The sequence below is a fragment of the Leisingera sp. SS27 genome (assembly GCF_028368855.1).
GTDB lineage: Bacteria > Pseudomonadota > Alphaproteobacteria > Rhodobacterales > Rhodobacteraceae > Leisingera.
In genome coordinates, this window is the sequence record NZ_JAQNCY010000002.1 from 400343 (window position 1) to 421164 (window position 20822).

The window sequence follows — 20822 nt, forward strand, 5'->3', positions numbered from 1 at the left end:
GGGCACCTTGGATAAATGGCACCTCAAATAGGCACCTTTGATATAGCGATCGCAGGCGGCGGCCCGGCCGGGTCGGTGGCGGCGGTTCTGCTGGCGCGGGCCGGGTTCCGCGTGGTGCTGGCCACCCTGCCGCCGCGCGCCGCCCGGTATGAGGGCATGTCCGCCCGCGTCGCGGCGATCCTAGCGCGGCACCACCTGCCGCTGGCCGGGATCGGCCCGGCGGCCCAGCGTCATGTCAGCTGGGGCGCGTTCCAGGGCGGGCAGAACAGCGAGCATCTGGCCGATCGGAGCGAGTTTGATGCCGGGCTGCTGAAGGCGGCGCAGGGTGCGGGCGTCAGGGTTGTTTTTGCGTCGGTGTCCAGCGTGCGGCCCGATGCAGGTGAAATCCGCCTGGCCGATGGCACATGCCTGACCGCCCGGCTGCTGTTTGAGGCCCGCGGCCGCCGGGCGCCGCGCCAATCCACTGAATTGAACCGCGCTGAGCTGGCCGGGCCGGACACGATCTCCGTTGCCGGATTCGTGCCGCCGCAGGCGGGAGATATGACCACACCGCGGATTGCGGCACGGCCCGGCGGCTGGGTCTGGTCGGTGCCTGTGGACCGGGACCGGCTGTGGCTGCAGGCGGTGGGCGCTGCGTCCTCGCTGGGGCAGTCAAGTGGCAAAGCCGCCGTGGCGGCGCTGTGGAGCGCTGTGGCGGGAGAGACCCCGCTGCCCCGCCGCTCCGTTGTTCATGCGATTTCGCCGCGCCTCGCGGCGCCGGATCTGGATCCGCGCTGCCCGCGGCTGGGTGATGCGGCGGTGGCGCTGGATCCCCTGTCGGGGCACGGGATGTTCTGGGCGGTCTCCTCGGCGCTGATGGCGGTGCCGGTTGCGCGGGCGCTTTTCGCGGGGGAGGCGGACTTGGCTCGCGACTTTTACCGCAACCGGGTGGCGGAGACGTTTTGGCGGCAGGCCCGAGTGGGCCGGGATTTTTACCGCGAGGCGGGGTTTCAGACGCCGTTCTGGCAGCAGCGCGCGGCCTGGCCGGATGAGGCCCCGGCGCATGAAACGGACATCCGCCCTCACACCGCGATGCAGGTGGTGGTGCAGGACGGTTTTCTGGCCCGGCGCGAGGTGCTGATCACCCGCGATGCCCCCGGCGGCGCGGCTTTTGCTGCCGGGCAGGAGATCGTGCCGCTGCTGCGCCGCCTGAACGGGCAGCCGCTGCCGGACGCGGAGCGCTTTCACAGCGCGGTTCTGCCCGAGGCCCCGCCGCAGGCGGCGCAGGCGATCCATCAATGGCTTTTATCGCAAGGCTTTACCGAGGGGGCGCAGATCCCCTGGGACACTGCAAACAGGGAGACTGAACCATGCAACTACGACCCCACGGCCTGACGGCTGCACTTCTGATATCAGCGGCGGGCGCAATGCCGGCAATGGCCAGCGAAGAGCTGCTGCAGAACATCTGCTCTGCCTGCCACACGGCAGAGAAAAACGGGCTGAGCCGGATCAGCGGCCAGCGCAAAAGCCCCGAGGGCTGGATGATGACCATCGTCCGGATGCAGCAGTCGCACGGGCTGGAGATCAGCGCCGGGGACCGCCGCGCCATCGTGCAGCATCTGGCGGACACTCAAGGGCTGGCGCCTGCTGAGGCCGCGCCGTTCCGCTATGCGCTGGAGAAGGACCCGAACGCGCAGGAAAGCTTTGACGAGCCCTTCGCCTCGATGTGCGCGCGCTGCCACACCGGCGCGCGGGGGCTGCTGCAGAACCGCACCGCGGAGGAGTGGGAGCTGCACATGGACTTCCATGTCGGCCATTTCCCCACCATCGAATACCAGGCGCTTGGCCGCGACCGGGAGTGGTACAAGATCGCCCGGACCGAGATCGCCGGCTATCTGGCCGAACAGAACCCGCTGGAGACCGCGGCCTGGACGGACTGGCAGGCGGCGGACAAGCAGCCGGTGGCGGGCGATTGGGTGGTGATGACCGATCTGCCCGGCATCGGCGAGGCCTACGGTAAGCTGACGGTGACCGGTGATGCCTCGCCCTATCAGGTCAGCGGCACGTTCATGACGGCGGACGGCAATGCGCATCCGGTGTCGGGGCAGATGAACCTGTACACGGGGTATGAATGGCGCGCCAATCTGGACATTGGCGGAACCCCCTACCGCCAGGTGCTGGCGCTGTCGGAGGATGGCAACAGCCTGCAGGGCCGCCAGTTCGACCGCAGCAACGACGCCTTGGGCGCGCCGCTGAGCGGTGTGCGGGACGGGACTGGCAGCGTCATCCTGGGCACTGTTCCCTCTGCCGTGCCGGCTGGGGAGGCGCAGGTGCAGGTGGTTGGCACCGGGCTGGACGGGCTGGACGCCTCTGCCGGCGAGGCGGCTGCGAATACCTATGGCGCGGCGCTGTCGCTGGCCTCTGAAGGAAATGGCGTTGTCACCTTCAGCGCGGGCGGGGTTGAGGGGCAGATCGCCCATTACACCTCTGTCGACAGCCTGCGGGTGGAGCCGGAGTTCACCATCGCCCGCGTTGGCGGCGGCAGCGAGGATGGCCCGGCAGCGGTGCCTGCCTATTTCAACGCGGTTGGCATGTGGAACGGACCCGATGGAAAAGCGGGGACCGAGGATGACGTGCGCATCGGACGGGTTGAGGCGCAATGGACCGTTGCCAACGCGCATGAGCACGCAGCGCACATGAAAGACACTGAATTTGCAGGCGAAATGCAGGCCAGTGGCATCTTTGCGCCCGCGGTTGCCGGACCCAACCCGGACCGCCCCTTTAGCGCCAATAATGCGGGTGAACTGACCGTGCAGGCAGAGGCGATGGGCCAGCAGGCGGAGGCGATGCTGATCGTCACCGTGCAGCGCTTCATCGACCCGCCGATCCGCTGAGACAGGGGGAGAGATCATGAAAGATTTTCACTATCAGCCGGCCAATGCGCACCGCGTAGAAGTCGAAGGACGGGAGGTTCTGTTCCACGTCCCCACCACCTCGATCTTCGAGATGGACGGGGTGGACCGGGATATCCTTGATTATGCCGCGCAGGAGCAGGCGTTCTCGATTGACGAGTTCGAGGCGCGGTTTGCTGCTGAGGATGCGGCGGCGCGGCTCGACGGGCTGGTGCGGCTGGATATCGTCAATGACGGCCGCCCGCTGCAGCCGGAACGGCCGCCGATCGAGATCGAGACCTTCCCGCTGACCACCATCGTTCTGAACGTCAACACCGGCTGCAACCTGGCTTGTTCTTATTGCTACAAGGAGGATCTGGCGGTGCCGTCGAAGGGTCAGAAGATGGCCTTTGACACAGCGCGGAAGTCAGCAGAGATGCTACTGGCGGAGAACCCGGACCGGGACAGCTATAACATCGTGTTTTTCGGTGGCGAGCCGCTGTCGAACCTGCCCCTGATCCGGCAGGTGGTGGACTGGGCCGAGCCGCATTTTGCAGCACTTGGCAAGACGGTGAGTTTCAGCCTGACGACCAATGCGACCTTGCTGACCGAGCCGCTGATCGACTGGCTGGACGAGCATCGCTTTGGCCTTACGGTCTCCATCGACGGGCCGAAGGCCCAGCACGACCTGAACCGCAAGACGGTGGGCGGCAAGGGCACCTATGACGCCGTGGCTGCCAAAGCGCGACTGCTGCTGTCGCGGTACAAATCGAAACCTGTGGGCGCCCGCGTCACCCTGACTGCAGGCATCACCAATATCGTGGAGATCTGGGATCATCTGATCAACGATATCGGCTTTGCCGAGGTTGGATTCTCGCCGGTCACCTCGGGGGAGATGGATGCCTTCAACCTGAACGGTGCCGAGCTGCTGGAAGTGTTCGAGGGGATGAAATCCCTTGGCAGGCTCTATGTCGAGGCGGCGCTGGAGGGCCGCAACATCGGCTTTTCCAACATGCATCAGATGATGAACGACCTTTACGAAGGGCGGTCCAAGGCGCTGCCCTGCGGGGCCGGTGTGGGGATGCTGGCGGTCAATCACGATGGCGCGCTGAACCTGTGCCACCGGTTCACCGGATCGGAAATGGACCAGTTCGGCACCATCGATGAGGGCATCAAGCGCAAGGAGCTGTCGGGCTTCATCAAGGCGCGGTCTGACCGCACCGAGAAGGGCTGTGCTACCTGCCGGATACGCAATCTGTGCGCGGGCGGATGCTACCACGAGAGCTATGCCCATTTCAGCGACCCGATGATGCCGACCTATCACTACTGCGACCTGATGCGCGACTGGATCGACTTTGGCGTCGGCGCCTATGCCCGGCTGATCGCCCAGGCACCGCAGTATTTTCACCACCATGTTGCGCCGAGGAGGGCGTTTGGAAAATGAAACCGCTCAATCAAAAAGCCGAACGCGTTCAGCAGGCCGCGGCCGAAGGCCAGATGGAAGAGGTCCGCGCGATGCAGACCGTGACCGCAGGCTGTGCCACCACATTCGACCCGGGCTGGGAGGTCGATCCCTTTGGCGGCCTGGCCGCGCTGTGCCAGCCGATGGAGGCGGACCTTTACGGCTGCTCCGACCCCTGCTGGTGGCCTGCGCAGGTACCCGACATCATGGTCAACCACCCGAACTGGGACGAAGGCGCGCCCAATGCCGCCAAGGACTGGCGCGCGCTTGGCGCCACCTATCCCACCGATGCCGAAACCTGAGGAGACCCGCATCATGAAATCCGCGCTTTTTGCTGCTGCCGCGTTTTGCGCATCAGCCCTGCCGCTGGCCGCTGGCGACCTTCTGGTAACGGTGGCCCGGCCCTCCAACCTCTATGTCTTTGATGCGGACGACCGCTCGGTCAAAGCCGACTGCGATCTTGGGGCGAATGTAACACCCGGCGTGATCGCCATGTCGCCGGACAACCGCATCGCCTATGTGCTGGTGAACCATTGGCAGGACGTGGTCGGTGTCGATATCGAGACCTGTGAAAAGGTTTTTCATGCCGCCCAGTCCGAGGGCGATGTGACCCGCCGCTCGCTGGCCTCCCTGGCGGTGTCCAAGGATGGCAGCCAGATCTACACGGTGCGCAATCCGGTGCGCAAGAAGACCGACCGCTATGAGGTGATGCAGCCGGAGTTTGCCGTCTATGACGCCGGCGCCGGGCTGGAGGCCAAGCCGTCCGCCACCTTTGACGCGCCGCGGCGGTCCACCCTGATGGCGAGCGACCGCAATGGCCAGGTTTATGTCGCCGGGCATGAGATCTACCGGGTCGATCCCTCCAACGGAGAAACCGAGGTGGCGATTGCCAATGCCAGCTGGGACCGCCCCGCCTACAGCCCGCCGGATGTGCTGGCGTTCTGGCCGACCGGCAGCCAGAACGACGAGATGCTGCTGATGTATACTGCGGCGGTCTTTACGGACGAAACCCAGCAGGAGCTGGCGGATTTTGTCTGGGGCTACCAGTCGGTCGATCTGACCACCGGGGAGACGGAGATCGCCGATTTTGCCTCCTTCGAGGTGCTGATGTTCTCCGCCGTGCGCAGTGCGGTGGACCCCAAGCACCTCTATGGCGTCTATACTCAGCTGTCCAAGCACAACCTTGAGACAAAGGAGCTGGTGAAGCGGGTCGACCTGCCGCACACCTACTACGTCATCAATGTCTCCAGCGATGGGAAAGAGATCTATGTCGCGGGCACGAATGACGACATCGGCATCTATGACAGCGAGACGCTGGAGCGGGCGGGCGAAATCCGGATGCCCTCGGGCGGGGATATGTCCGTCTCCACCCTGCATGTCGTGCCGCAGGGATGACCGGGCCTGCTGCCAAACTCTCCCCCCAGCCGGGCGGCGGTGCTGCCGCCCGGACCTGGCCGCGTCTGCCTTCAGGTGCGGGCGCGGCGCTTTTCACACCCGCCACCGCGGCTTGGCTGCTGCCGCTGTTGCGACCGCACCGGCGACGGCTGGCAGTGCTTCTGCTGATCAGTTTTGCTGCGGCCGCGATTGGCCTGTTGCCGCCCTATACCAGCAAGCTGGTGATCGACCGCGGACTGATGGCGGGCGATACGGCGCAGCTGGTGATCTGGTCCGCGGCACTGTTCGGGATCGGCCTGCTGGCAACCAGTACCGGCGCGCTGAGCAATATCCTGCATATGCGCGCCTCTGTCCGGATGCTGGCGCGGATGCGGCAGCGGCTGCTGTCCCGGCTCGCCGCCAAGCCTGCAGACTGGTTCGCCAGCCAGCGCGCCGGTGAGCTGCTGACACGGATTGATGGCGATGCTGCGGAGGTGCAGAAATTTGCCTTTAACGCGGTGCTGGGCGGCTCCTCGGCACTGATCCGGCTGATTGGCGGTTCGGCAATGCTGATGGTGCTGGACTGGCGGCTGGGGCTGTTGACGGCGATGCTGGCCCCGGCGGAGCTGCTGTTCCTGATCTGGGCCCGGCCCCGGACTGAACGCCACGCGGCTTCGGTGCGCGAGATGCAGGGGCGGTACAGCGCGGGCCTGTCAGAGACCCTGTTCGGCCTGCCCGCCCTGCAAGCCGCCCGGGGTGGCGCATGGGCGCAGCGGCGCAGCCTGCGGGATCATGCCGGGCTGAGCCAGAGACTGATTGCACAGAACCTGTGGGGCGAATTCACCCGCGCGGTGCCGGTGCTGTTGTCGGCACTGACACGGTCCGCGATCTTCCTCGCTGGCGGTCTGATGGTGATCCGCGGCGAGTGGCCGCTGGGCTCGCTCATTGCCTTCATCGCCTACATGGGGTTCATGACCGGGCCGATGCAGTCGCTCCTGGGCCTGTGGCACGCGCAGGCGCGGGTCAAGGTGGCCGCCGCGCGGCTGGACGCGGTGATGCGGCAGCCACCTGCCCTTTCCAGACCCTTCTCTCCATCCTGCTATGGCCTGGAGCTGGACAACATGACTGTGGCCCGCGGTGCGGCAGCCCCTCTTGGCCCGCTCACCCTGCGCATTCCCGAAGGCGCCCGGGTGGCCCTAAAAGGCGCCAGCGGCGCAGGCAAGACGTCGCTGCTGGCTGTGCTCTGCGGGCGGGCACAGCCCTTGGCCGGGCGTGCGACCCTGGGTGGTGCGGACTTGCAGCTGCTGAGCGGATCCCGCTTGCCGGACCGGGTGGCTTATGCCGGGCAGCGGCCCTTTACCCTGCGGGCCAGTCTTCGCAGCAACCTGTTTCAAAGCCGCGCCTTTTGGTCCAAGCCTGAGAATGAAGCTAAGGTCTGGCAAATGCTCGATATGTTTGGCCTGGCGGGCAGATTCCGCAGGGCCGAGGGCCTCGACACGATGCTGGGTGAAAGCGGGCTGACACTGTCGGGCGGCGAACGCCAGCGGCTGTGTCTGCTGCGGGCGCTGCTGACACCGTTTGACATCCTCATTCTGGATGAGGCGCTGTCGGAGGTGGATCCTGCCACCGCCGCCCGGATCCTGGCCCATATCGACACGGAATTCCCCCGCGCCACGCGCATCCTGACCGCCCACGGCGGAGCCGCGGCGGACGGGGATTTTGACATGGTGATCGACCTGACGGAGGTCTTGGAATGACCCGTTCGCCGCTGATAGCCCTCATTGACGGGCCGCTGGCTGAAAACGCCCCCGGCCTGGCAGGCCGCGTGGATATCTGCGCGATGCATCCCAGAGCAGCCGAAAGCCCGGCAGCGCTGCACGCACGCCACATGGCTGTTGCCATCCGCGCAAATGCGCCGGACGCGCAAATTTCCGGGTTCAGCATCTTTTCCGGCCGTCTTGCCACATCACTTTCTACCGTGACAGAGGCGCTGCACCGGGCTGCGGAATCGGAAGCGGAGATCGTTCACTGCTCTTTTGGCCTTGGTGAGGCCAGCCCGCTGCTGGCTGAGGCCGTGGCGGCGGTTCTGGCTGCGGGCAAGATGCTGGCAGCCTCCGCTCCGGCCCGCGGCGCGCCGGTCTATCCGGCGGGATTAGAGGGCGTGTTTTCGGTGCAAGGCGATGCCCGCTGCGGGGCCGGCCAATGGTCGCTGCTGAACTTGCCTTCCGCCCGGTACGGCGCCTGCCCAGGCAGCCCTTCTTCGCCAGTCCGGGGCGCCAGTCTGGCGGCCGCGCATTTCACCGGACTGCTCGCCCGGGCCAGCATGAACGGCGGCGTTGAAGCGATGCTGCAAGACCCCCCCTTCAGAGGCCGCGAACGCATCGGGGCGGGAGGCCCGCAGGCTGCATGACCTGTTTTGACCACTGGAACAGCACACTGCGTGCCAGTTGCGGCCACTATTACGCGGCCCCGGACCGGGCTGTGCGGGATTGGACCGGAACCTTCAACCTGCGGCAGCGGGGCTGCGTGGATGTCGCCGAGGTTCATTGTCCGCCGGCCCGCATCGAGCGTACCCGAAAGGGCATTCTGCGCGACGACCAGGAGCATTTCTTTCTGCTGCGCCAGATGGAAGGTGAAACCGGCATCCTCCACGCTGGCCACGAGGTGCTGCTGCAGCCGGGAGAGTTTCTGCTGCTCGATTCCACCCGCGCGGCTGAACTGAGCGTCAGCGGCCGCCCTGCGGTGTTCCTGTCTGCGCATCTGCCGCGGGCGCTGGTGCTGGAAAGCCGCCGGGAGATGCCCGCGGCGGGCCGCAAGATCACCCCGGCGCATCTGCTGCATGCCAGCCTGTGCGGGCTGCTGGATGCCGGCGGGGCAGAGGACACCGCAGGCTATATCTTTGATCTGGTGCCGCTAGCCTTTGCCAATGGGGCACGACAAGGGGCAGGAAGCCTCGGCAGCCGCAAGCACCGGTTCCGGCTGGTGCGCGAGACACTGGAGCTGCTGAGCGGTGACACGGGGCTAACCGTGGACACGCTGGCCGCGCGCACCGGGCTGTCGCGGCGCCAACTGCAGCGGGAGTTTCAGGAAAACGGCACCACCTTTACCGAGTGCCTGACCCGCACCCGGCTGGATGCGGTGGCAGGTAAACTGCGCCATGCGGCGCGGCACGGTGCCCGGATGCCGATTGCTCAAATCGCCTATGGCGCTGGGTTTGGCGATATCTCCCACTTCAACCGCACTTTCCGCCGGAAGTTCGGCTGCTCACCGCGCGGTTTCCTCAGCACCTGCACTCTCGGCGGATTTTTGGCGCAGGACGCAAACTCTTTGGCACCGGTGCCCAAGACCCCGCCGCCGGGCCGTGGTTGTCTTTTTCAATCAAACCCGGCTGACGGATAAACAGGGAGAACGGCAATGGAATACCGCATGCTGATCAACGGCGAACAGGTTTCGGCGGAGCGCATGATCGACGTGATCAACCCGGCAACGGAGGAAGTATTTGCCCGTGTGCCGCATGCCTCCGAAGCGCAAATGAATGAAGCCGTGGACGCTGCCAGGACTGCGCAGGAAACATGGGCCGCAGTTCCTATGGCGGAGCGGCGCGCCAAGGTCGAGGCGCTGGCCGCCGCCATCGGCGAAGAAGCGGATGAACTGGCACGGCTGATCACGATGGAGCAGGGTAAGCCACTGCCCGAGGCGCAAGGAGAAGTTGCCTGGTCGCAAGGCTATCTTGCTCATACTGCCACGCTGGAGCTGCCCGACCGGGTGATTCAGGACGACGCCGAGTTCCGGATCGAAACCCGGCACAAGCCTCTGGGCGTGGTGGCGGGAATTATCGCTTGGAACTTCCCCCTGTTGCTCTGCTGCTGGAAGATCGGCCCGGCGATTATGGCCGGCAATGCCATTGTACTGAAGCCCGCACCCACGACTCCGGTTTCTGCGCTGAAGCTGGGCGAAATCTGCGCCCGGATTTTCCCAGCTGGCCTAGTGAACATCATCACCGACGCCAATGACCTCGGCCCCAAGCTGACGGCGCATCCGGATGTGGCCAAGATCGGCTTTACCGGCTCGTCCGAGACCGGCAAGCGGATCATGGCGAGCGCGGCGGACACCATGAAGCGGGTGACGCTGGAGATGGGCGGCAACGATCCGGCGATCGTGCTGCCCGATGTAGACGTGAAAATGGCTGCAGAAAAGATTTTTGGCGGTGCATTCCTGAATGCGGGCCAGGTCTGCCTGGCAGTGAAACGCGCCTATGTTCACAGCGATATCTACGACGCATTCTGCGCTGAACTGGCCGCGCTTGCCGGGCAAGCGGTGGTCGACGACGGCATGAAGCAGGGCACCACTATCGGCCCGGTCCAGAACAAGGCGCAATTTGAGAAGATTAAGGTCTTCCTGGAAGATGCCCGGGCTTGCGGCCAGATCATTGCCGGCGGCAGCGCCAAAGACGGGCCCGGTTATTTCGTGCCGCCCACGATCGTGCGCGACGTGACCGATGGGCAGAAGATCGTGGATGAAGAGCAGTTCGGCCCGGTTCTGCCGGTGATCCGCTTTGACAGCATCGATGATGTGATCGCCCGCGCCAATGCCTCCGACTACGGGCTGGGCGGCTCCGTGCATTCGGGCGATACGGCCAAGGCCACCGAGATCGCCGGGCGTATTGAATCCGGCACCATTTGGGTGAACCAGCAGCTGAATATCGGACCGCATATCCCAATGGCTGGTTTCAAGGGTTCTGGTCTCGGTGTCGAACAGTCAATCGAAGGGCTGGCGGAATATACCCAAATGCAAGTGATTAACGTCGCACGCGGCTAACCTTTCACACAAAGTCCGGCCAGGCCCTCCAATGGCGCCCGGCCGTTCTACCAGCGGAGACTAGGGTCTGGGCTCATTGAGTTTCAGAGCCAGTTCAAGATCGTTGCAGCCAGAGCGATCGCGGAGAAGAAGGCCTTTGGGCACCCCAATATGAGCGCCCGCTACAAGCAGGAGGTTTCCGGCCTGATGGCGCCGCTCAACACCCCGGAGCGGCGGGCAGAAGCCTCACAGCATCTCCGGGCCATGATCGACAAGGTAGTTCTGACACCCAATATTGCGGGCGAAGAACTGACCATCGATCTCATCGGCGACTTGGCGGTTAATCTGTCGGTCGCAACTTCGTCGGAAAGCACTCGCGTTGCAGCGGAGCTTTCCAAACTTCAACAAGTGCATCAGGAACTTAGCGCTAAAACTGAAACAGCCCCGCGAGGGGGCTGTGTGTCTGCGCATACCTCGCAAGAGGCGGTGGTTGCGGGAGCAGGATTTGGACACTGTTTCATCCAGGCCGGATAGCTCGCGAGGGGGTAAGCCCACCCAGTTCTACGAAGGCACAAACGTCCGCCATTCAAAGCGGACGATCGCTGTAGGCGCTTTTTTGGACTATCCGAGCGGCATCTATGCGCAGGAAGCGCCCTTTGCAAACTCGGCGGATTGACGCAATCAGCCGAGGTCTTGTGCTGCGTTGCAGCCCGCCGTTCTTGCCGTTCGCTGCGATTGCGAGATGTTGGACCTAGTGAATTCACACACAGCCGGACAGAGCCGCCGTTGCCCTTCCGGGTGTTTGCTGACGCAGCATTCTATTGCAGATGCGGCACGCTCATCGCTGCGATGCAGCCGATGTCGCCAGACCGGTCATTCAATGCTACTCTGAGGCGCGGAATTCGAACCGCCCGTTCGTTGCAACCACGACCGAGAAGCAGGGAGCGGGACTAGGCTTTCTTCACGCGGATAGGGTGTTTGGCTCCGCTAGGCTTCTGATGCTCAAGCGTTTTGTGAGCTGTCTTCCTGATGATGAAGGAACCCAGTTTGGATTTGGCCTCGTCAGCTTCCATCAAGGCTGCCGAACAGGGTTTCCGTTGGCAATGATCTGATGGATCAGAGCGGCAGCAGCGTGGTGCCTTTCGGTATCAGTTCCCGTTCCATCCGCATTCTCATGAAATGCTGCCGCATCACGAAGAACGCCAATGACTTCATGTTCAGGCAGCACCTGAAGATCTTTCATAGCCAGCAGCAATGCCTCGCAGATCGATAACGCGGCCATTCCTGCACATTCGGTCCGCTCGGACATTTTAGGCCTTCCTTTCGTGCATTGCGTTCCATGATAAACTGACAGAGAGGTTATCTTCAGTACCTTTGCAGGAAACGAAGCAGGCTGAACTGATCCAAAGCAGTCCCGTGGACCGGCGGTGTTCAATGCCACCGCGCCAGCTCAGGAGGGGTAATGAACTCCATCGAACACAGTCCGCTTGCAAGGAAGTTATCGGCATTTGCCGTTCTTTCAGGAGATGAGCTGGCCGTGCTGACGCAGCTGCATCAGCGGCGGAAGACCTTTGCGGCAGGTTGTGACCTCGTGCATCAGGGTCAGCCCGGGCAAGCTGCCTATATTCTGGCTTCAGGCTGGGCCTGCTCTTACAAAATCCAGCCGGAGGGGTCACGTCAGATTGTCGACTTTCAAATACCGGGTGATTTCCTGGGATTGCGCAGCGTTTTGCTGCGCACTTCAGACCATAGCATCGAGCCTGTTGTGGAGATCGAAGCAGCTGAGGTTATTGCAAGCGACCTGCTGGGAGCATTGGCCGACACCCCAAGGCTGGCGGCAGCCATACTTTGGGCAGCGTCCCGGGATGAAGCGATGGTTGTCGAGCATCTTGTCGGGCTAGGTCGCCGCGATGCAGATGCGCGAATGGCACATTTTCTGCTCGAACTGGGTGCGAGGCTGGCGTTCGTTGGACTGGGAAGCAAGGAGGGCTATGCCTGCCCTTTGACCCAGTACCATCTTGCCGACGCTCTGGGATTGACCGCTGTCCATGTAAATCGTGTTCTGCGTCAACTTCGGGAACGGGAACTGGTCACCTTCCGGGAGGGCTACGTGAAGTTCGGAGATATTGACCGGCTCATGGAACTGGCGGATTTCGATCCGGCGTATCTGGATCAGGTTGGACCGCTTCTGAAATGAAGCGCACGTCCTTCGGAAAGAAACCGGGCAGCCAGGTAATGGGTTCCAAACTGGCTGGCTACGCGAGGACTTGTTTTGCAGCCTCGATCTCTCTGTACATTTCGGTATGATTTTCATCGCTGTGCGCCTTCTCCGCAAGCCTGTAATGCTTCCAAGCCGCTTCTTTCTTTGGTCCGGCTGGGGCTCGTTCGCAGGCCGCCCTTATGGAATCCAATGTGACGGAGAGTCTTCTTGTTTCGGGGGTCATATCTGTGTCCTTTCAGAGGTTTTCGAGAAATAAGAAGCGCGAACTATGTGCAGAACCGATTTGGACCAGCACATACCCCGCGCTTCTTTGACACTCGAAAACAATCAAACACCGGCAAAATGTGGCGCCAGTTTAGTACTCCTATCCGGGATTGGATCTGCACGTACTGACACAGGTTAGCTAGCAGTCTTCCGGTTCGGATTCTTTGCAAAGACCCGTCGCACCCGTCTGCAAAAGAAGCGGACCATTTGAACATGCCTGCCTGCGCATTGAAACTGCAGCAGCCTGACGCAAACCGGCAGCTGGGTGGCACAGGTCTCACGGGCGACTGTTTTCACGTTTAGTGCATGCAGATCAGGAAAACCCGAGATAGCTAACATCGATTAGTGCGTACTCTCCCCGCCCGTCCTAGAGTTTTTGACATAGTCAGCGATGCCGGGCCTACATCCTGAAGGTCCCGGAAAGTCCCGCTGCGGAAGAGGCAAGAAACTGCCACACGGGCAATCAAGGAAATCCAGGATGAACACGCGGTCGTCCAGACTGATGGTGACGTATGCCCACCCGTTTTCTTTGGCGGGTTATCCAGGCGAGCTTCCGGCCGGAGCGTATGAAGTCATCGTGGAAGAGGAGCTTCCTCAGGGGCTCAGCTTCGTGGCCTACCGGACCGCAGCAATCTATCTGCTGATCCACGGCAGAGGCGGCCAAGCCGGCCGGACCGAGTTGCGCATGATCACCCAGAACGACCTAGAAGCCGCGCAAAGCCGGGCCAGCGGATTTGACAGAAAACAGCAACCATAGCGACGCGGCGCTTTCTCCGCAGGAGGACCAGAGATGACTTATCCCGAATGGCTCAGGCCAGGAGTTTACGGAGCCCTGATTGGCGCAGTCTCAATTACCATCGCAGGGTTCTCTTGGGGCGGCTGGGTGACAAGCGGCCAAGCAGATGCGATGGCCAGTTCGAGGTCCCAAGACGAACTGATCGCGGCTTTGGTGCCGGTTTGCATCAACTTGGCCCGAACAGATTCTGACCGGGCCGCCAAACTGGTGACAATCCAGGAAGCAACCACATACAAGCGCCGGGATGCCGTGATGGCAACAGGCTGGGCAACGGTTCCTGGCTCAGATCAACCAAACCGTGATCTTGCACAGGCATGCCTTGCCGGGCTGGATCTTGATGCCTCGTGATTTTGCGGAACTACCGGTGTCTTCTCTATCCAGCACAATGCTGCCGGACAAAAAAAACTTCTCTTGGGCTTTCCTGAAAACTCTGGTCAGACATTTTGCAGCTGTGTTCGGATTTATTCTGATGTTCGCAGCACCTGCTTTTCCGCAGCCAAGCATATCTTCGATACCTGAAAACGCCCATGCCAAAAGCTACGGTGACGGGTGGGAATGCAATCTGTCCTACCGTCCCGCCGGCAATACATGTGTTGCAATTGTAGTGCCGCAAAACGCGTACCCGACGAACAAGCCTTACGGTACGGGATGGGAGTGCCTGCATGGGTATGTTGAGGTCGAAGGCACATCCTGTGGTAAGGTCTTTGTACCAGAAGGCGGTTATCTCGACCCTTCGGGCAAGCGGTGGAATTGCTTGCGCGGATACCGGAAGATCGACGACATTTGCCAGAAAATTGCCCTGCCGGAAAACTCCTATCTGACGAACGACACTAGCGGGCCAGCTTGGCGTTGCAATCGAGGGTATGAAGCCAAAGGAGAGAAATGCCTTGCCATCGATGTGCCGGAACACGCCTACCTGAACGGCTCAAACTATGGGCGGTCTTGGACATGTGAGCGCGGGTTCTTTGAACAGGATGGAGCATGCAAAGCCGTGTTCGTTCCTGAAAATGCCTACTTTGACGATGCACCGTACAGAACAGGGTGGAAGTGCGAACGCGGTTACGCAGTGTCTGGCGACCGCTGCATTCTCATAGATCTGCCCGAAAACGCTCATCTCGACAGGTCTGGCAACCGATGGGAGTGCGACAGGAATTTTCAGCGGACGAGAGGCCGCTGCGTTCTGAATAACTAGGCCTTGCACCTTCTGCTGCCCTGCTTGGCGGCGTCTTAACTTGCGGCGGGCACGTGAATGCCAAGCGCTTGTTTCAATCCAAAGGACAAATCATGGACTTCGCAGCCAAAGCCGGTCTCTCAGCACGGCGAAATGCAAGCAATGGGCGTTTGCACTCACCATTCCACTCTGAGGAACCGGGGAGCTCAGGCGAACTGCCCTTTCTCCCTGTCCCCAGTGCAATAGTGTACTGCGAAGGAAACTTCGCCAAAAATGATGGAAAAACTGCAAACGGGCTGGTGCGGCACTCAAAGGCCTACCGGATACTCTCAGTGATCGACAGCCGGCACCACGGGTGTGACAGCGGGCAAGTCCTTGATGGGGAAATCAACCGGATTCCGATTTTCGGCAGCCTTGAAGCAGCCGTTGCCCACCAAAGCACAGTCCCTGATACACTGATTTACGGGATGGCACCGTCTAACGGGAAACTCTCTTGCGAGGACCGAACGGTTGTTCTGGAGGCGATTTCGCGGGGAATGAACATCGTAGCCGGCTTGCATGAATACCTAAGTGAAGACCCGGAGATCATTGCTGCTGCAAAATCCTGGAACGTTACTGTCCGGGATATCCGCAAGCCCCGGCTCAGCAAGGACATGCGTCTGTTCGACGGCAGTATTGCGCGTGTAAAGGCGATCCGCATCGCCATTTTGGGAACTGACTGCGCAATTGGAAAACGAACCACGGCAACCCTGCTCGCCAGGGCGCTGAATGCGCAGGGCATCAAGACGGTACTGGTTGGCACCGGCCAAACAGGTTTGATGCAGGGCGCCAGATATGGAGTCGCAATGGACGCGATGCCGCCCCAATTCTGCTGCGGGGAGCTGGAAGGGGCTGTGATTGCAGCGTTCGAGAACGAACGGCCGGATGTCATTCTGATTGAAGGCCAGGGCGCACTCAGCCATCCGGCGTTCTGCACATCTGCCTTCATTCTGCGCGGCAGCCAGCCTGACGCGGTAATCCTTCAGCATGCGCCAGCACGGGCGCACCGCTGCGACTTTCCGGAGATGGCAATGCCGGACCCCAGTGACGAGATTGCCTTGATCGAAGCGTTTTCGGACACAAAGGTAATCGGCGTAACCCTCAACCATGAAGGGCTGACTGATGCGGGGATCAATGCCGCTATCAGGGACCAAGCTCGGAAGCTGGACCTGCCGGTCAGCGATGCCCTAAGCTGCCCTCCCGCTCATCTGGCTGAACTTGTTCTGTCTGCCTATCCACAATTGCGGCCGGTGCCGGGGAAGGCCGCGTTATGACTGCCCCGCGCTTGGAAATTGATCTGAGCAAAATCCGCCAGAATACGCGCGTTCTTATCGACCGCCTGAAGCCACGCGGGATCACGGTAACGGGTGTAACCAAAGCTGTGTGCGGTCACCCGGACATTGCAAAAGCGATGCTTGCGGGCGGTGTAATAGGGCTGGCTGAAGCGCGGATAGCAAATGTCGAGCGATTGCGCCAGGCAGGGATAACATGTCCGGTCCTGATGATCCGAACCCCCATGCTGAGCCAGGTGGAGCAAATTGTTTCGTCCTGCGAAGCCAGCTGCAACACCGAAACCGGGATCATTGCCAGCCTCGCCGCCGCTGCCCTGCGCCAAGGCGCCAATCACGAGATCATCCTGATGGTTGAAATGGGGGATTTTCGAGAAGGCATAATGCCTGAGGATCTGACCGACATCGCGCTTCAGGTCACCAGAACGCCGGGTGTGCTGCTCAGAGGTATTGGTGCGAACTTTGCCTGCCTGGCCGGCCCTGCACCCACCGCTGAGGATATGGCGGCACTCTCATCACTCGCAGACGCTACGGAGGCGGAATGCGGTCCTTTCGTTGATGTGGTTTCCGGAGGCAGTTCCGCAAATCTGCGGTGGGCGCTAGATACGGGACCGGCAGGAAGGGTGAACAATCTGCGCCTGGGGGAGGCTATCCTGCTCGGCACCGATCCGGTTTCCGGAAATCCGATAAGCGGGCTTCATACGGATGCTTTCGTCCTGCAGGCAGAGGTGATCGAGACCAAGGCAAAGTCAAAGCTGGCACCGTTGAAGCTGTCCGATCCTGCATTGTCAGCGCTAAGCCTGGTGCCAGGCAATCATTGGAAGACCCGGTCGATACTGGCCATCGGGCTGCAAGACACAGATCCGGCCGGGCTGATCTTTCCAGCTGCGGTTTCCTACATCGGAGCGACCAGCGATCACCTCGTCGTGGAAACCACGAATTGCCCGCTGCGCATCGGGAGCGAGATAACTCTGCGCTTGAACTACAGCGCCCTTTTGCACACCATGGCAGCGCCCGATGTTGAAAAAGTTCTTTGCGACGGCAGATCTGCTGCAGACAGTGGTGCAGCCAGACGAAATGGACGGCATCCGGCACTCTTGTGATACCGGCGGTCTCTTGGTGCTGCAGCTCCAAACCTCGTTCAGCGGCCTCAAGCCTGGAGCGTCCCGTAGCAAATTGAGCCGGGAATACCTATATCAGATGTGACTGCAGGTGCTTTCTTCGCCTCACAGAGAGGCTGAAAACTGTGGCTCGCAATTGATCGACCGCAGCATCTCTTTCAATGGCTTGAGCTCCGGCTTTGGTCTGGGCACCGGTGACGCGGCCGTTCCGAACAGTTCGGCTGGTGCGAATGCGAGAAAGACAGAGCGGGGTTCAGATCCGCTTGCCTTGCATGTTCAAGACCAGCCCCGACTACTCTCAAAGGCCGTTGATACCGTCTTCGTGGCAAATCCGCTTTGCCAGAGCGGCAAGAACAGCACCGCAGCAAAGGAGAACCAGAAAATGGATCAGCTGACAACCAAGGCCGTCGCAATATTCTCCCGCCCTTTCAGCTTGCCTGGATTTGATGAGACACTCCCAGCTGGGGAATATGGCATTGAAACCGAACTGTCCGCACCTCCTGGCCACCTGACACCTCAGGCCTGGAAAGCTTCTGTTTTGATACACCTGCACCCGCGCGCGTCACATCCAGGGCTGGCTCGCAGCCTGACAGTTTCATTGGCGGACCTCGAGAGCGCCCAAGCCAAGGACAAGTTGTCGGGTAAGGACTTGTCGCAGTTTTTCCTTGAAGAAATGCTCGCCGACCCGATGGTGCGCTTGGTCATGCAGGCTGACGGAGTGTCTGAAACCCAAATCCGCCGTTTGTACCTTGGCGAGTGCGTTTCGGACCAGGATCGCGAGCAGGCTACCCAGAGTGTTGAACAGGCAGGCCCTTCAGGCGCATTTGCTATACAAGCTGCTGAGAACGAAGGGTTGGCACCATCGGCAGACAATCGCGCCAGCAAAGTTGTCAGCCCTGCGCCGGACATACCAGGCGGTAAGGACTCACGTGATGACTGAAAGAAACGAACAAGGTACCTTTGTGACACCTGCACGCAGAGACGTGCCGCGAGAGCGCCGTTGCTTGCGGTGCAATTCTGTATTCTGGAGTGAATGGTTCGGCGAACGGATCTGCCGGCGCTGCAAGTCTTCAAATGCTTGGCGTACCGCTGTTTCGGTAAGATCCGGCTCGCCTGGCCGCCGTTGAATCCCTCCGGGTACCACAATTTTCATTATGCTGGATTGGCATGTCGCCAAGCTCCTACTTGCTTTTACTCCTTGGCAGCCTGCGGGCTTGCGAACGTCAGCAGGGTTGAGCTGGATCTGACGCAACAGAATAGAAAAGAAATGAGCTAAGTTCATGAGGGCGTGCCGGTTCTCTTGCGCACGCAAACGCGACAGGTCCAGAGTGATTGCCTCTGAACGCCAGCCCAAATGAACTGCAGTTTGTATGGTTCAGGCGCCAGGCGGCCTACACTTCACTGGCCACTGCGCTTGTACTGAAGCCGGGAGCGCCGGAGGCGCTCGATTTTGCTGCGCCGTATTTCGTTTTCGTCTTCCAGGATTTCACGCGCAGCCCGTGCGGTCTTTTCCATCGCTGTTTCCTTGCGGGACAGGCCAGCTAGTTTCAATTCCTCAATATTAAACTTGGTCATCATCCAACTCCTACGAGGCTGATTGTGGGCAGGGCTATTTTTGCGTGAAAGTTCAGTTTGGGCCTTCTGTCAGGTGCGCTATGGGGCAGAAGGACAGAGCAGCGCCAGTTCGTTGCAGTGTTCTACGCAGCGGCCGGGAAATCCGCGTGAAACCCAGCAGAGCCGACTGCCGAGAGGAATGCTGCGCGGGCGGCGCCTACAGGCGCGAGACAGTCCATCGCTGCATTGATTTTCTCAAGCGCAACATCTCTATTGTGATCAGAAACAGGCCAAGCTCTCTGCAGCCAGAAATGGGCTTGTTCGATTGTCGAGATTTTTCGTGTCCGCTCCTCGGAGGGCAGAAAAATGATCATGGGGGTTCCCCAGGAGATTTCTATCAAGATTGTTCTTTCTGTATGTTTTGGGAAAACCGCATCTGAATGTTGGTCACAGCAAATGCGGCAAGCGGGAGCATTGCAAGAATGCTCCCGCTGAAGGTTTCAACCTTGCAGAGGCTTACGCAAGTGCAAGATTGCTTGCGGACTCGCGCCCGTCGCGGCCGCTTTCGATGTCGAAAGTCACGGCTTGGCCATCGTCAAGCTGCTGGATGCCAGCGCGTTCCAGAGCAGAAATGTGGACAAAGATGTCCCGCGATCCTTGCTCAGGAGCGATAAAACCAAAACCTTTTTGAGAGTTGAACCATTTCACGGTGCCATTGGCCATCGTGTCGTCTCCTTAAAAAATGCCATCCGCAAAACGCGATAGCCCGGCCCAGTGTCGACATAGGAACAACTGGGGCCGTTAGGAAACAGAAGGTCGTAGGAAGAAGCTTTGCCCAACCGAGATGGGGCATGCGATCCGTGATTACAAGAGGCTAGCTTTGAGATCACGTGAAAGCATTGCAAACTTGCTTGGCGCGCCGGCTGGATCTGCCGAGTATGTCTCTCGCTGCAGATTGTTCTGGCGGGCTATTTTCGAGATTGCTGGTTTTTTTGCACCAGGTCCGTTAATGGCTGTGACCCGCCTTGTGCTCATACAGTAACCAGTATGATTGGCGACGGCCGCTTCAGGTTCGATCCGAACCACAACTTCGCCGTGAACGCAGTTCCCGTCCGGATTGGTGAACGGCACGGGCCGCCCGCCAACGTGGTTCAAATGTCGATTTGCGCAGCGATGCTTGAGCCGCATCTTCAAGTTCGACGCCAAGGTATCTGACAGTGCTGTCAACTTTTGTGTGTCCGAGCAGAAGTCGAACCGCTCTGAGGTTTCCGGTTTTCCGGTAAATCTCCGCTGCTTTGGTCCTACGCAGCGAATGAGTGCCGTATCCACTGGGTTCCAGCCCAATCGCGGCCACCCAATCCCTCACAAGCCGGCCATATTGGCGCGTTGAGATATGCAGGCGGTCATGAAACCTGCTGGGAAACATGAAACGGCAGCCGAGCATCTCCGGTGACTTGATCCATGCGGCAATGGTATCCCGCGTGTTTTCAGAGAGTTCAAACTGAACGGGCCGCTTGGTTTTGCTCTGAATTACAGATACGCGTTCGCGAACGCGATCATCCCTCACCAGGTCGGCGACGGCCAGTTTTACCAGATCGCATCCGCGAAGCTTGCTATCAATTGCCACGTTGAACAGCGCAAGATCGCGCAGGTTGCCTGCGAGTTCGAGCCGCGCGCGGATCGCCCAGACCTGTTTTGGCAGCAATGGTCGTTTCTGTCCGATAATCCGGCCCTTGTTCCAGTGAGCTACTCCCCGAAAATCGGACACTGACGTAAGCTACAATTTGCTGTCTGTTGATCTTCGACGCAGAGGAGATCAGAGATGTCGAAACGGAAGAACCATTCGCCTGAGTTCAAGGCCAAG

The 20822-nt window shown here is 60.8% G+C and carries 21 protein-coding genes and 1 pseudogene; 17 read left to right on the forward strand and 5 right to left on the reverse strand.

Annotation, left to right across the window (positions count from 1 at the left end):
- The first annotated feature begins 15 nt into the window (after positions 1-15).
- The 10 genes from qhpG to N6L27_RS07885 all read left to right on the forward strand — a co-directional run bounded on the left by qhpG (position 16) and on the right by N6L27_RS07885 (position 11037).
- Positions 16-1374: a flavin-dependent monooxygenase QhpG gene (qhpG, locus tag N6L27_RS07840; RefSeq protein WP_271906679.1), complete on the forward strand. Its 1359-nt coding sequence runs from the start codon at positions 16-18 to the stop codon at positions 1372-1374.
- Positions 1350-2873: a quinohemoprotein amine dehydrogenase subunit alpha gene (peaA, locus tag N6L27_RS07845; protein ID WP_271906680.1), complete on the forward strand. Its 1524-nt coding sequence runs from the start codon at positions 1350-1352 to the stop codon at positions 2871-2873. The genes qhpG and peaA overlap by 25 nt, the downstream gene beginning before the upstream one ends.
- A 16-nt stretch (positions 2874-2889) precedes the next feature.
- Positions 2890-4314, forward strand: coding sequence for a quinohemoprotein amine dehydrogenase maturation protein (gene peaB, locus N6L27_RS07850; protein ID WP_271906681.1), 1425 nt, complete (start codon positions 2890-2892; stop codon positions 4312-4314).
- Positions 4311-4634 carry a quinohemoprotein amine dehydrogenase subunit gamma gene (gene qhpC / locus N6L27_RS07855; protein ID WP_271906682.1) on the forward strand — a complete coding sequence of 108 codons (324 nt, stop codon included), beginning with the start codon at positions 4311-4313 and terminating at the stop codon, positions 4632-4634. The genes peaB and qhpC overlap by 4 nt, the downstream gene beginning before the upstream one ends.
- A gap of 13 nt (positions 4635-4647) precedes the next feature.
- Positions 4648-5727, forward strand: coding sequence for a quinohemoprotein amine dehydrogenase subunit beta (peaD, locus tag N6L27_RS07860; protein ID WP_271906683.1), 1080 nt, complete (start codon positions 4648-4650; stop codon positions 5725-5727).
- A complete protein-coding gene (locus N6L27_RS07865) occupies positions 5724-7463 on the forward strand; it encodes an ABC transporter ATP-binding protein (protein WP_271906684.1) in 1740 nt (579 codons plus the stop codon). The genes peaD and N6L27_RS07865 overlap by 4 nt, the downstream gene beginning before the upstream one ends.
- Entirely contained in the window at positions 7460-8116 is a 657-nt protein-coding gene (locus tag N6L27_RS07870; RefSeq protein WP_271906685.1) for a hypothetical protein, read from the forward strand. The genes N6L27_RS07865 and N6L27_RS07870 overlap by 4 nt, the downstream gene beginning before the upstream one ends.
- A complete protein-coding gene (locus N6L27_RS07875; RefSeq protein WP_271906686.1) occupies positions 8113-9105 on the forward strand; it encodes a helix-turn-helix domain-containing protein in 993 nt (330 codons plus the stop codon). The genes N6L27_RS07870 and N6L27_RS07875 overlap by 4 nt, the downstream gene beginning before the upstream one ends.
- A 15-nt stretch (positions 9106-9120) precedes the next feature.
- Entirely contained in the window at positions 9121-10524 is a 1404-nt protein-coding gene (locus N6L27_RS07880; RefSeq protein WP_271906687.1) for an aldehyde dehydrogenase family protein, read from the forward strand.
- A gap of 150 nt (positions 10525-10674) precedes the next feature.
- Positions 10675-11037, forward strand: a complete 363-nt coding sequence (locus N6L27_RS07885) for a hypothetical protein (protein WP_271906688.1) — start codon at positions 10675-10677, stop codon at positions 11035-11037.
- Between the two features lie 538 nt (positions 11038-11575).
- Here the strand turns inward: N6L27_RS07885 and N6L27_RS07890 are convergent.
- Positions 11576-11812 carry a hypothetical protein gene (locus N6L27_RS07890; protein ID WP_271906689.1) on the reverse strand — a complete coding sequence of 79 codons (237 nt, stop codon included), beginning with the start codon at positions 11810-11812 and terminating at the stop codon, positions 11576-11578.
- A gap of 153 nt (positions 11813-11965) precedes the next feature.
- On the opposite strand from N6L27_RS07890, the gene N6L27_RS07895 reads away from it, so the two are divergent.
- The 7 genes from N6L27_RS07895 to N6L27_RS07925 all read left to right on the forward strand — a co-directional run bounded on the left by N6L27_RS07895 (position 11966) and on the right by N6L27_RS07925 (position 18344).
- On the forward strand, positions 11966-12700 hold the full coding sequence (locus tag N6L27_RS07895) for a Crp/Fnr family transcriptional regulator (RefSeq protein ID WP_271906690.1): 735 nt from the start codon (positions 11966-11968) through the stop codon (positions 12698-12700).
- Between the two features lie 766 nt (positions 12701-13466).
- On the forward strand, positions 13467-13745 hold the full coding sequence (locus N6L27_RS07900; protein WP_271906691.1) for a hypothetical protein: 279 nt from the start codon (positions 13467-13469) through the stop codon (positions 13743-13745).
- 33 nt (positions 13746-13778) lie between these two features.
- The gene (locus N6L27_RS07905; protein ID WP_271906692.1) at positions 13779-14132 is read left to right on the forward strand and encodes a hypothetical protein; all 354 of its coding nucleotides are present in this window, start codon (positions 13779-13781) and stop codon (positions 14130-14132) included.
- A 37-nt stretch (positions 14133-14169) separates the two neighbouring features.
- The gene (locus tag N6L27_RS07910; RefSeq protein WP_271906693.1) at positions 14170-14976 is read left to right on the forward strand and encodes a hypothetical protein; all 807 of its coding nucleotides are present in this window, start codon (positions 14170-14172) and stop codon (positions 14974-14976) included.
- A gap of 311 nt (positions 14977-15287) precedes the next feature.
- Positions 15288-16268 carry a DUF1611 domain-containing protein gene (locus tag N6L27_RS07915; protein WP_271906694.1) on the forward strand — a complete coding sequence of 327 codons (981 nt, stop codon included), beginning with the start codon at positions 15288-15290 and terminating at the stop codon, positions 16266-16268.
- Positions 16265-17386: an alanine/ornithine racemase family PLP-dependent enzyme gene (locus tag N6L27_RS07920; protein WP_271906695.1), complete on the forward strand. Its 1122-nt coding sequence runs from the start codon at positions 16265-16267 to the stop codon at positions 17384-17386. The genes N6L27_RS07915 and N6L27_RS07920 overlap by 4 nt, the downstream gene beginning before the upstream one ends.
- A gap of 154 nt (positions 17387-17540) precedes the next feature.
- Positions 17541-18344 carry a hypothetical protein gene (locus N6L27_RS07925; RefSeq protein ID WP_271906696.1) on the forward strand — a complete coding sequence of 268 codons (804 nt, stop codon included), beginning with the start codon at positions 17541-17543 and terminating at the stop codon, positions 18342-18344.
- A gap of 458 nt (positions 18345-18802) precedes the next feature.
- On the opposite strand, the gene N6L27_RS07930 is transcribed toward N6L27_RS07925, so the two are convergent.
- The 4 genes and pseudogenes from N6L27_RS07930 to N6L27_RS07945 form a co-directional block, all read right to left on the reverse strand.
- On the reverse strand, positions 18803-18979 hold the full coding sequence (locus tag N6L27_RS07930; RefSeq protein ID WP_222482530.1) for a hypothetical protein: 177 nt from the start codon (positions 18977-18979) through the stop codon (positions 18803-18805).
- A 122-nt stretch (positions 18980-19101) separates the two neighbouring features.
- A complete protein-coding gene (locus tag N6L27_RS07935; protein ID WP_271906697.1) occupies positions 19102-19332 on the reverse strand; it encodes a DUF982 domain-containing protein in 231 nt (76 codons plus the stop codon).
- 142 nt (positions 19333-19474) lie between these two features.
- Positions 19475-19681, reverse strand: coding sequence for a cold-shock protein (locus N6L27_RS07940; RefSeq protein WP_129371830.1), 207 nt, complete (start codon positions 19679-19681; stop codon positions 19475-19477).
- 428 nt (positions 19682-20109) lie between these two features.
- Positions 20110-20726 (reverse strand): annotated as a pseudogene (locus tag N6L27_RS07945) (tyrosine-type recombinase/integrase).
- Positions 20727-20822: the final 96 nt, after the last annotated feature.

Coding starts and splice junctions, on each gene's coding strand:
- N6L27_RS07890 (WP_271906689.1), bottom strand. CDS start 11,812: ATGTCCGAGCGGACCGAATGTGCAGGAATGGCCGCGTTATCGATCTGC.
- qhpC (WP_271906682.1), top strand. CDS start 4,311: ATGAAACCGCTCAATCAAAAAGCCGAACGCGTTCAGCAGGCCGCGGCC.
- qhpG (WP_271906679.1), top strand. CDS start 16: ATGGCACCTCAAATAGGCACCTTTGATATAGCGATCGCAGGCGGCGGC.
- N6L27_RS07920 (WP_271906695.1), top strand. CDS start 16,265: ATGACTGCCCCGCGCTTGGAAATTGATCTGAGCAAAATCCGCCAGAAT.
- N6L27_RS07940 (WP_129371830.1), bottom strand. CDS start 19,681: ATGGCCAATGGCACCGTGAAATGGTTCAACTCTCAAAAAGGTTTTGGT.
- peaA (WP_271906680.1), top strand. CDS start 1,350: ATGCAACTACGACCCCACGGCCTGACGGCTGCACTTCTGATATCAGCG.
- N6L27_RS07930 (WP_222482530.1), bottom strand. CDS start 18,979: ATGACCAAGTTTAATATTGAGGAATTGAAACTAGCTGGCCTGTCCCGC.
- N6L27_RS07870 (WP_271906685.1), top strand. CDS start 7,460: ATGACCCGTTCGCCGCTGATAGCCCTCATTGACGGGCCGCTGGCTGAA.
- N6L27_RS07895 (WP_271906690.1), top strand. CDS start 11,966: ATGAACTCCATCGAACACAGTCCGCTTGCAAGGAAGTTATCGGCATTT.
- peaD (WP_271906683.1), top strand. CDS start 4,648: ATGAAATCCGCGCTTTTTGCTGCTGCCGCGTTTTGCGCATCAGCCCTG.
- N6L27_RS07900 (WP_271906691.1), top strand. CDS start 13,467: ATGAACACGCGGTCGTCCAGACTGATGGTGACGTATGCCCACCCGTTT.
- N6L27_RS07885 (WP_271906688.1), top strand. CDS start 10,675: ATGAGCGCCCGCTACAAGCAGGAGGTTTCCGGCCTGATGGCGCCGCTC.
- N6L27_RS07910 (WP_271906693.1), top strand. CDS start 14,170: ATGCTGCCGGACAAAAAAAACTTCTCTTGGGCTTTCCTGAAAACTCTG.
- N6L27_RS07865 (WP_271906684.1), top strand. CDS start 5,724: ATGACCGGGCCTGCTGCCAAACTCTCCCCCCAGCCGGGCGGCGGTGCT.
- N6L27_RS07880 (WP_271906687.1), top strand. CDS start 9,121: ATGGAATACCGCATGCTGATCAACGGCGAACAGGTTTCGGCGGAGCGC.
- N6L27_RS07935 (WP_271906697.1), bottom strand. CDS start 19,332: ATGATCATTTTTCTGCCCTCCGAGGAGCGGACACGAAAAATCTCGACA.
- N6L27_RS07905 (WP_271906692.1), top strand. CDS start 13,779: ATGACTTATCCCGAATGGCTCAGGCCAGGAGTTTACGGAGCCCTGATT.
- peaB (WP_271906681.1), top strand. CDS start 2,890: ATGAAAGATTTTCACTATCAGCCGGCCAATGCGCACCGCGTAGAAGTC.
- N6L27_RS07875 (WP_271906686.1), top strand. CDS start 8,113: ATGACCTGTTTTGACCACTGGAACAGCACACTGCGTGCCAGTTGCGGC.